Genomic DNA, 10053 nt, shown 5'->3' on the forward strand with positions numbered 1-10053 from the left:
AAACCGGTGGAATGGTCAGAGGGATTGGACAGTCAGAGGGAGTCCACCGTCGCGTCGATCACCCTGGAAAGGCGCTCCGGCCCTTCGGCGACCCGCGCCATGAGGCGCAAGCCCACGACCGTGGTCAGCAGCAGACTGCCGACGGCGCGAGCGTCCCGGCCGGAGTCGATCTCCCCCGACCGCTGCCCCTTCTCCACCAGCGCGGAGAAGGCCTCCTCGGTGCGGTCGAACATGCGCCGCACCAGATCGGTCGCCACCTCGTCCGTCCCGGCCAGCTCCGCGGCGGTGTTCACCGCCATGCAGCCGCGCCGGTCCGGGTCGGCGAGGTCCATCTCGACCAGCAGGCGCAGCGCCGCGCGCAACCGCTCCTTCACGGGCCCCGACTCCTCGAGCATCTCGATGAGAGCCACGGCCTGACTGTCGCGGTAGCGGCGCAGCGCCCGCTCGAACAGAGCGTGCTTGCTGCCGAAGGTGTTGTAGAGACTGCCCTTGCCGATGCCGAGCGCGTCCACGAGGTCCTGGGGCGTGGTGGCGGCATAACCCTTGCGCCAGAACACGTCCATGGCCCGCTCGACGGCGGCGTCCGGATCGAACTGCTTCGGCCTACCCATGATCAGGAGCCTAGCCGTTTCTTGACCCCCAGGTCAATTACTCCGCTCAGGCGGCGCGACGCACCCGTGCGGCCTTGCGGGCCTCCGCCATCTCGCGGGACTCGGCGGTCCGGCGAGAGCCTCCGCCGGAGCGGCCGGGCTGTCCCGGACGCGTACCCATGCCGCGGAAGGGGGCGCCGCCGCGCTTGGGGCGCTCCGTGCTGGGCGCGCTGCCGCCGATCGGCACGCCGGAGGGGGCCTTCGCACCGGTGATGCGGCTCAACGCGGCCTCGCCGGAACGGACTTGGGTGATCTGCGGACGGATCCCGGCGGCGGACATCAGACGGTTCATGTCACGGCGCTGGTTGGGCGTCACCAGGGTGACCACGCTGCCGGACTCACCGGCGCGGGCGGTACGGCCCCCGCGGTGCAGGTAGTCCTTGTGGTCGCTGGGCGGGTCGACGTTCACGACCAGGTCGAGGTTGTCGACGTGGATGCCGCGGGCCGCGACGTTCGTGGCGACCAGGACCGTCACGGCGCCGGTCTTGAACTGGGCGAGCGTGCGGGTGCGCTGGGGCTGGGACTTGCCGCCGTGCAGCGCGGCGGCGCGCACGCCGCTGCCCATCAGGTGCTTGGTGAACTGGTCGACGGCGTGCTTGGTGTCCAGGAACATGAGCACCCGGCCGTCGCGCGCCGCGATCTCCGTGGCGGTCGCCATCTTGTCGGCGCCGTGCACGTGCAGTTCGTGGTGCTCCATCGTGGTGACGGCGCCCTTGGAGGGGTCGACCGAGTGCACGACGGGGTCGTGGAGGTAGGTGCGGACCAGCAGGTCGACGTTGCGGTCGAGGGTGGCGGAGAACAGCATCCGCTGACCCTCGGGGCGCACCTGGTCGAGCAGTTCGGTGACCTGGGGCATGAAGCCCATGTCGGCCATCTGGTCGGCCTCGTCCAGGACGGTGATGCTCACCCGGTCCAGACGGCAGTCCTTGCGCTCGATGAGGTCCTTGAGCCGGCCGGGCGTGGCGACGAGTACCTCGGCGCCGGAGCGCAGCGCACCGGCCTGTCGGCCGATCGACATACCGCCGACCACCGTGGCCAGCTTCAGCTTGAGGGCACGGGCGTACGGAGTCAGCGCCTCGGTGACCTGCTGCGCGAGCTCCCGGGTGGGTACGAGGACCAGGGCGAGGGGCCGCTTCGACTCGGCGCGCTGACCTGCGGTGCGCACGAGGAGCGGGAGCCCGAAGGCGAGGGTCTTGCCGGAGCCGGTGCGGCCACGGCCCAGTACGTCCCGGCCCGCGAGGGCGTTCGGCAGCGTGGCCGCCTGGATCGGGAACGGCTCGGTCACGCCGAGGCCGGAGAGCGTCTTCAACAGCGTGGCCGGCATGTCGAGTTCGGCGAAGGTCTCCGCCGCCGGGAGGCCCGGGGTGATGGTGACCGGCAGGGCGAACTCACCCTGCGGGGCGACGGGACGGCGTCCCTGGCTGCCGCCGGAGCGGTTGCCGGGGCGGAAGCCACCCTGACGGGTGTTGCCGCCGCTGTTGCGGGGGTTGGAATAGCGGTCGTTCGTGCGAGCTGAACGGTTCATGGAGAACCTTCCTCGATATGGCACGCATCGAGGAATTCTCGGCGGATTTGAACCGAACGAATTGCAAGCACGAGCCGAATAAAAGACAAACTTCTGTAAACAGCAACGAGCTGGTGCCCGCACCGAGAGGTGCGGGCACCAGCGTCGTCTTACGCTTCAGCGTCAGGCAGGAACGATGTTCTCGGCCTGCGGGCCCTTCTGGCCCTGAGTGACATCGAAGTTCACCTTCTGGCCTTCCTGAAGCTCACGGAAGCCCTGGGTGGCGATGTTCGAGTAGTGGGCGAAGACGTCGGGGCCGCCACCCTCCTGCTCGATGAAGCCGAAGCCCTTTTCCGAGTTGAACCACTTCACGGTGCCAGTAGCCATACTAAATATCTCCTTCGGGGCAAGCCCGGGACCCGCACTGTGCGGACCCCGGCGTCGCCACGTTGATTGCCCCGTCCGGAAAACATCTCCGGAAATACAAAAGTGCCCGGCGGACATTTATCCACCAAAGGCACTTGAAGTCTTATGGGAACCACAACTGCAACTACGATCAACAGTAGCACGAGATGGCCTTCACGGCACGGGCACGCCCTACTTATTTCGCCCGACCGGCCCTGCGCCCGCACCGCATTGCGGAAATTTGCGGACCTCTGGTCTCACCCGGGGCGGGAAATGGCCCGCTGCAGGAGGCCGCGCAGAGCCTCCTGCTCCTTTTGCGTGAGGCCGGCCAGGGGCGAGTCCTCCCCCAGGAGACCCAGGAGCCGCTCCCGCAGCGCGGCGCCGTCCGGGGTGAGCACCAGCTGCTTGGCGCGTCGGTCCGACGGGTGCGGGCGGCGTTCGATCAGGGCCTGCTTCTCCAGCTTGTCCACGACGAAGGTGGCGTTGGAGGGCTCGCAGCTCATGCGCTCCGCCAGCTCACGCATGGTCATCGGACCCGCCAGCTCCCGCAGCGCGGTCGCCTGCGGCGCGGTCAGCCCCAGCCTGACGGCGCGTTCGCGCAGGTGCTCCGCGATCTGATCGGCCATCCCGTTCACCAGGCCGCACAGCTGCCGCTCGGCGATGACCTGCGCTTCGGGGTTCGTCATACGGCCCAGCCTAGCAAGTGCATCCAGCCTGCACATTGCGAGCTTGAATGATTCAAGCTTGATGCATATGGTTCCGTCATGACTTCAGCCAAGCACCAGACCACGGCCACGACCCCCGAGCACCGGACCGCGACCGCACGGCTGCGCCGGCCTTCCGGCGTCCGCTCCCTGCGCCTCGGCGACACGAAGGTGACGTACGTACCGGACGGAGCCGTCCAGCTCACGCCGCGCGGCTGGCTGCCGGGGACCACCGACGAGGACTGGGCCGCCCATCCCGAGTACGTCGACGACACCGGCCACCTCGTGGCGGGCATCGGCGGCCTCCTGGTCGAACACGACAGCCGCGCACTCCTTATAGACGCCGGTTTCGGGCCGCAGTCCTTCCCTGCCGAGCCGGGCAACGCGATCGGCGCCATCCAGGGCGGAGCGCTCCTGGACAACCTCGCCACGCTCGGCCGCGGGCCCGAGGAGATCGAAGCGGTCGCCTTCACCCACCTGCACGTCGACCACATCGGCTGGGCCTGGCACCCCGCCCCGGGCAGCGATCACCCGGTCTTCACCCGCGCCGACTACCTGGTGGCCGAGCCCGAATGGTCGCAACGCCACCTCTTGGAGGCGCACGGCACGAGCAAGGAGACACTCGACGCGCTGGCACCGAAGGTGCGGACCGTGGCGGACGGCCAGGAGATCTTCCCCGGCGTACGCGTGCGCTTCATCCCCGGCCACACTCCCGGCCACGCCGCCTACGTGATCACGCCGAGCGGGCAGGGCTCGGACGGACGGCGCCTCATCGCCTTCGGTGACGCCCTCCACTCCCCCGTCCAGGTCGGCCACCCCGAGTGGTCCGCGGCCCCCGACCACGACTCCGACCAGTCCGCGGAGTTCCGCCGCGGTCTCGTCTCCGAACTCCAGGAGCCCGACACCATCGGCTTCGGCATCCACTTCGCCGATGTGGTGTTCGGCCGGGTCCGGGCCGAAGAGGGCCGGGCCGCATGGCATCCGGTCGACGACGACGCGTGAGGCTGCCTCCGACGCGTGGCGGCCGCGGTCGCCCTTCCTCCGGCCCCGGCCCGAGGACTTCGCGGCTGTCACGTGTCAATGCAGGACAGTTCAATACTGAAACACACATTCCATTGCAATCTCGTTATGCATTGACTCCTTGACGCCGGGAACGCTCCGGGGTTGGCTTTCAGCCACCTCGGGCCACAACGAAGCGGTCCGATCGAGGAAGTGGGCGAATGAGAACCCGTATGCGTGAAGCCACCGTCGCCGTATCTGTGAGCGCCTTGGCACTCTCGCTCGCCGCATGCGGCAGCCTGCTGGACTCGGACGACGGAGAGTCGCAGACCGAGCGGAAGGGTGACGAGGTCACCGTCGGTCTGCTCCTGCCCGAAGCGGAGACGGCCCGCTACGAGAAGTTCGACCACCCCATCATCGAGAAGCAGGTCAAGAAGCTCACCAACGGCAAGGGCAAGCTGGTCTACGCCAACGCCGACGAGGACGCCGCCAAGCAGAGCAGCCAGCTCGACCAGATGGTCGCCGACAAGGTCGACGCGATCTTGGTGAGCGCGGTGGACGCGAAGAAGATCGCGCCGTCGGTCAAGAAGGCGAAGGAAGCGAACATTCCCGTCATCGCCTACGACCGGCTCGCCGAAGGACCCGTCTCCGGGTACGTGGCCTTCGACAACGAGCTGGTCGGCCAGGTCCAGGGCCAGGCGATCCTGAAGGCGCTCAGCAGCGGCAACCGCAAGAACAGCAAGATCGTCATGATCAACGGTTCGCCGACCGACCCGAACGCGCCCGTCTTCAAGGAAGGCGCGCTCTCCCAGCTCCAGAACCAAGTGGTCATCGCCAAGTCGTACGACACCGTGGGCTGGAAGCCGAAGACGGCCGGCGTCCACATGACCGACGCGATCACCGCGCTGGGCAAGGACAACATCGCCGCCGTCTACTCCGCCAACGACGGCATGGCGGGCGGCGCGATCAAGGCCCTCAAGGCCGCCGGCCTCACCGACCTGCCGCCGGTCACCGGCCAGGACGCGGAACTGCCGGCCGTGCAGCGCATCGTCACCGGCGAGCAGTACATGACCGTCTACAAGCCCTACCCCGAAGAGGCCGTCGGCGCCGCGCAGATGGCGGTCCGGATCGCCCAGGGCCGCATGGTCGAGTACGACGCCCTGGCCGGGGACCGGTCCGACAACGCCACCACGAAGAACATCCCCTCCCTCCTGGTCTCGGTCCGCCCCCTGACGCGGGACACCATCAAGTCCACGGTCATCAAGGACGGCATCTACAAGACCAAGGAGATCTGCACCGCCGAGTTCAAGGCGGCGTGCGCGACGGTCGGTCTCAAGGGCTAGGCGCCGGGCGAGGCCGGGGCCGGCGGGCGACACCCGCTGGCCTAGAGTGCGGCTGTGCCGTCGTACAGCATTGGGCAGGCAGCCGGGCTGCTTGGCGTGAGTTCGGAGACCGTTCGCCGGTGGGCGGACGGTGGCCGGCTGCGCATGGACCGGGACGGCACGGGCAACCGCGCGATCGACGGGGTGAGCCTCGCGGCCTTTGCCGCCGAGCGCGCAGCGGGGATGCACCCGGTTCCGCAGGGCGTGTTCACCTCCGTGCGGAACTCGTTCGCCGGGATCGTCACCGCGGTGACGATCGACGACGTGGCCGCGCAGGTGGAGATCCAGTCCGGGCCGCATCGGCTGGTCTCCCTGGTGACCCGGGAGTCCGTGGAGGAACTGGGCATCGAGGTCGGCGCCACGGTCACGGCCCGCGTGAAGTCGACCCATGTCCATGTCGACCTGCCGTGAGTCCGCGACCGCGAGCAGGACGGCGAACTGAGGATCCACGGCAGCCGAATCGCCACACGGGGGACGCCAGCACATGACTACGCCATCATCGCCGCGTGGAGCGGAGCGCACCGACGGGGCGTCCGTCGTTCGGATCGGCGCTCTCGTCCCGCTGACCCGGCCCGGCTGGGCCGAGGCGGGCCAACACCTGCTCGCCGGGATGGAGTTGGCCGTCGGCGAGGTCAACGACGCGGGCGGGATCGCCGGACGGCCGCTCGAACTGGTGGTCCGGGACACCGCGGCTGATCCGCAGAAGGCCGCGGACGCCGTGGATGAGCTGGCTCGCCTTGGCGTGGCCGCGCTGGCCGGTGAGTATCACAGCGTCGTCGCCCGCACCGCCGCCACCAGGGCCGACGCCCTCGGCCTGCCGTTCCTCTGTTCGTCGGCGGTGCTCGACGCGCTCACCGAGCAGCCGACGGAATGGGTCGCGCGCCTCTCCCCGCCCCAGTCCCGCGGCTGGCAGGTCTACGCGGACTTCTTCCTCGCTGCGGGCCACAGCCGCATCGCGGTGGCAGCCCAGCCGAGTGTGTACTGGGCGACCGGTACCCGCATCCTGCGGGACCACCTCACCCCGCGCGGCGGCAGCATCGTCGAGCTCGACGCGAACGCGCTCACGCCCACGGCCCTGTGCGACGAGCTCGCCGACAGCGGCGCGTCAGCCCTCCTCCTGCTGGTCGGTCACCCCGATCCCGCCGTGCCGATCGTCAGGGCCGTACGCGGCGACGAGCGCCTCGCCAAGATCATGATCGGAGCTCCGGCCGGTCAACCGGAGTTCACCGAATGGGCGACGTCGCTGGGCGACGACGCCGCCGCGATTCCGTTCCTGCGCTACCTGCCCGAGCACCTCACCGCACTCGGCGCACGAGTCGACGAGACTCTGCGCGAGCGACTGGCCCAAGCACCCTCCTTCGTCGCCTTCGAGGGCTACGACACGGTCGCCGTCCTCGCCGATGTGCTGCATTCGCAAGGCGTGGACCGGGCGCGCACCGCCGCGTCCTGGCCGCGTGTCGACGTGGAGGGCACCCGCGGGCGGATCCGGTTCTCCCGCGTGCCGGGCATCAGCGTGTGGCAATGGGCTCGCACTCCGATCCAGGTCGTGGACCGAGATCCGGCGGAACCCGCGTGCTTCCGGGTCCTGCACGTCGGATGAGCGAACTCGGATGAACGAACTGGGGTGAACGAACTGGTATTCGCCAGCCCCATCTTCGTATCAAGCTCACAACAGCGAGGGAATGACGGCCGAATGGGTCGCATCCACGATTCCCCATGACGGCGGCCGGGTATGACTGGCGTCAGCCATGACTGCCCGGAGGGGAATCCGATGAGCCGAACCGGCACGCCCACGCGCACGCTCCCCGTACGCACGGGGGCCTTCGCCCTGTGCGGGGACATCGAGCGTCCCGTCACGCTGACCGTGGCGGACCTGCGGCAGCGATGGGTGCAGCACGCGTCGGACGTGGTCTTCGACTGCGCCACGAACGGGCCGCAGCACCACACCTTCGCCGGGCCCCTGCTCCGGGACGTCGTCAGCGAGACGCGGCCCGCGTTCGATCCCCGGCGCCGCAAGGACCGTTCGCGCTTCGTGCTGGCCGTCAGCGGTGGGGACGGTCACCACACCGTCCTGTCGTGGGCGGAGATCGACGCGGACTTCGGCAATGCGCCCATCCTGCTGGCCACCCGTCTGGACGGTGAGGAGCTGGACGCCGTGGGGAGCCAGCTCGTGGTGCCGTCCGACCGCTGCGGGGCGCGCTACATCAGCGCGATCAGCAGCATCTGGATCGGCGCGTGCCGCGTGCCCGAGGAGTCAGTGGGCGCACGTTCAGTACCAGTAGCCCCGGCGGGGCAGCTTGAGCCATATGTCGGGCGGGCCGACGACGGCGCGGGCGTCGGTCGGGCGTAGGCCTGCATAGGCACAGGAGTAGGCCACCGCGCTGTGGCGGTAGAGGTAGGAGGCGAGGACCTCCTCTGAGGAGTCGTCCTCGTGCGGCGGGCCTCCGGGGTGCAGGTCCGAGCCTTCTACGGCTCCGTCGCGGACGACGCAGCCTTGGTTGCCGCTCTTGGGATTGGCATAGAGCCCGTAGCAGACGGTGCCCGCGGAGAGCAGGGTCAGCACGCCAAGCATCTGCGGTGCGTAGCCCCAGGGTTGGGTGATGACGCAGCCGCCCGGTACGTCCGTGGCGCCGATGATCTGCAGGGACTCGTCCGCGTCGTACGACAAGGGGTCCTCCAGGAAGAGGTGCAGCTCGGGGTCCTCGTAGGGCTCGGCCCCCAGCCTGCGCGCGGCTTCGGCCGCGTCGATCCCGGCCACGCACGCGAGTCCCGTGCCCTCGGAGTGAAGGTCGCCCAGTGCCGCGGTCAGCCGTCGGCCCTCCGTCGCGGCGGCGGCCTCCGCAGGGGTGAGGCCGCGCTCGCCCGCCGGAACCCTGAAGAGGTCCGGGGTCGGCCCCGCGAGGCTGAGGCGGCCCGGTGACCAGTCCGCCAGCATGGGCCGCCACGGATCGGCGCCCGCGGCCACCAGGACTCGGGCGTTGTCCGCGCGGTCGGCAAGGATGGCGGACCAGAGCGCGGTGCAGCTCTCCTCCTGCGCGTCGATGTCGTCGACACGGCGGGCCAGTTCGGCGACCACCTCCGGTGAGCCGATCTCGGCCGCCCGGTGCAAGGGGCGGCTACCGCCCCACACATTCGGGTCGGCTCCGCGCTCCAGCACTTCGCGCACCTTCAAGTGGTCCCGCCAGCCGTCCCAGCCGAGACTCGCCCAGCCGCCACCCTCGACAACAGCCATGACACTCCCCCTTCGTGGTGGCCGCGGCACCTGCCGTCGCATGTCGTCCGTATGGCGTCGTCGACCACTCACCGAACGCTACAGACGCCCACTGACAATCTCCTGCGACATCTGCCGGGGGACGCGTTGGTCCGGGCAGGCGCGTGCGCCAGGGCAGTTGTGGCTCACGGTGTCGGCGAAGGCTTTGGCCAGCGGGGACAGCGCCTCCCAGCGTCGTACCGCCCAGCCGGTCCACAGGGTGGGCAGTTCCGGGATGGGGATCAGGCGCAGATCGGGGTGGCCGGGGCCGCGCCAGCCCGGCAGGTCGGGGACGATCGCGTGGCCCAGGCCGAGTTCGGCGAGCAGCAGGGCGGTGTCCCAGTCGGCGACGCTGGTGTCGGAGGCAGGGCTGATGCCGCGCTCGGTGAACCAGGCGTCCAGACGCGCCCGGGATGTCGTGCTCTCCGGCAGCCCGATGAGCTGGATGCCCGCCAGGTCGCCGGTGGTGATCTGCTGCTTCGCGGCCAAGGGGTCCTCACGATGGACGGCAAGCACCCAGGGAAGCTCGATGACGGGCCGCTGCTCGATGCCCTTCACCGGTGTGCCGATACTGATCCAGGCCAGGTCGAGGCCGCCCGCGATGAGGGCATCGAAGCAGCTGCGGCTGGAGTGCGCGGTCTCGAACTCGAGGCTCACCTGGGGGTGGCGGCGGCGGAAGGCCACGATCGCGTCGGACATGAAGTGCCGCACCGTGGTGGCGCCGGTGGTGATCCGCACCGACCCGGCCTCACCGTGCACCAGGTCGCGCAGCCGACGCAGCGCGTGGTCGATGTCGCCCAGGCCGCCCGCCGCCGCGTTCTGCAGGAGCTGTCCGGCCGGGGTGGGCACGACCCCGCGCGGATGGCGTTCGAGCAGGCTGAGCCCCAGCTCCCGCTCCAGGCGCCTGATGTGCTGGCTGACCGCGGGTTGCGTACAGGCGAGTTCGCGGGCGACGGCGCTCAGGCTGCCCGTTCGGCAGACGGCGACGAAGACACGCAGGTCGTCGAGGGTCATGGAGGGTGAAGCTACAGCTTGGGGGTCTGCAAGGAAATCCGAGGATTGACTTGGGTGTCGGCCGGGCGGTACCGGACCGCGGGCAGCTGCTCGGCGAGGAGGCCGGCCAGCAGCCGGCGGTTGGCGTCGAGGCCGTCGAGCAGGG

The 10053-nt window shown here is 69.7% G+C and carries 11 protein-coding genes; 5 read left to right on the top strand and 6 right to left on the bottom strand.

The features are described 5' to 3' along the window. Positions 1-32: 32 nt before the first annotated feature. The 4 genes from ACFUPX_RS39970 to ACFUPX_RS39985 form a co-directional block, all read right to left on the bottom strand. On the bottom strand, positions 33-611 hold the full coding sequence (locus tag ACFUPX_RS39970) for a TetR/AcrR family transcriptional regulator (protein WP_383333900.1): 579 nt from the start codon (positions 609-611) through the stop codon (positions 33-35). 46 nt (positions 612-657) lie between these two features. Further along, entirely contained in the window at positions 658-2175 is a 1518-nt protein-coding gene (locus ACFUPX_RS39975; protein ID WP_383333902.1) for a DEAD/DEAH box helicase, read from the bottom strand. A 162-nt stretch (positions 2176-2337) separates the two neighbouring features. Further along, positions 2338-2541 (bottom strand): cold-shock protein, encoded by a 204-nt coding sequence (locus ACFUPX_RS39980; protein WP_100598391.1) that lies wholly within the window; start codon positions 2539-2541, stop codon positions 2338-2340. A gap of 275 nt (positions 2542-2816) precedes the next feature. After that, a complete protein-coding gene (locus ACFUPX_RS39985) occupies positions 2817-3245 on the bottom strand; it encodes a MarR family winged helix-turn-helix transcriptional regulator (RefSeq protein WP_383333904.1) in 429 nt (142 codons plus the stop codon). Positions 3246-3323: 78 nt separating this feature from the next. Here ACFUPX_RS39985 and ACFUPX_RS39990 point away from each other — a divergent pair, with 78 nt between their 5' ends. The 5 genes from ACFUPX_RS39990 (at position 3324) to ACFUPX_RS40010 (ending at position 7994) form a co-directional block, all read left to right on the top strand. Next, complete coding sequence (locus ACFUPX_RS39990) at positions 3324-4265, top strand: MBL fold metallo-hydrolase (protein ID WP_383333906.1); 942 nt, start codon at positions 3324-3326, stop codon at positions 4263-4265. A gap of 230 nt (positions 4266-4495) precedes the next feature. After that, the gene (locus ACFUPX_RS39995; protein WP_383333908.1) at positions 4496-5605 is read left to right on the top strand and encodes a sugar ABC transporter substrate-binding protein; all 1110 of its coding nucleotides are present in this window, start codon (positions 4496-4498) and stop codon (positions 5603-5605) included. Positions 5606-5659: 54 nt separating this feature from the next. Continuing rightward, positions 5660-6055, top strand: a complete 396-nt coding sequence (locus tag ACFUPX_RS40000; RefSeq protein ID WP_383333910.1) for a molybdopterin-binding protein — start codon at positions 5660-5662, stop codon at positions 6053-6055. A gap of 73 nt (positions 6056-6128) precedes the next feature. Next, entirely contained in the window at positions 6129-7244 is a 1116-nt protein-coding gene (locus tag ACFUPX_RS40005; RefSeq protein WP_383333911.1) for an ABC transporter substrate-binding protein, read from the top strand. Between the two features lie 171 nt (positions 7245-7415). Continuing rightward, on the top strand, positions 7416-7994 hold the full coding sequence (locus tag ACFUPX_RS40010; RefSeq protein ID WP_383333913.1) for a molybdopterin-dependent oxidoreductase: 579 nt from the start codon (positions 7416-7418) through the stop codon (positions 7992-7994). Here the strand turns inward: ACFUPX_RS40010 and ACFUPX_RS40015 are convergent. Together ACFUPX_RS40015 and ACFUPX_RS40020 are read right to left on the bottom strand one after the other, a co-directional pair. Continuing rightward, on the bottom strand, positions 7914-8876 hold the full coding sequence (locus tag ACFUPX_RS40015) for an ankyrin repeat domain-containing protein (RefSeq protein WP_383333915.1): 963 nt from the start codon (positions 8874-8876) through the stop codon (positions 7914-7916). The two genes, ACFUPX_RS40010 and ACFUPX_RS40015, sit on opposite strands and share 81 nt — an antisense overlap. 78 nt (positions 8877-8954) lie before the next feature. After that, the gene (locus ACFUPX_RS40020; protein ID WP_383333917.1) at positions 8955-9908 is read right to left on the bottom strand and encodes a LysR family transcriptional regulator; all 954 of its coding nucleotides are present in this window, start codon (positions 9906-9908) and stop codon (positions 8955-8957) included. Between the last annotated feature and the right edge of the window lie 145 nt (positions 9909-10053).

The organism is Streptomyces sp. NPDC057302, from assembly GCF_042667685.1.
Lineage (GTDB): Bacteria > Actinomycetota > Actinomycetes > Streptomycetales > Streptomycetaceae > Streptomyces.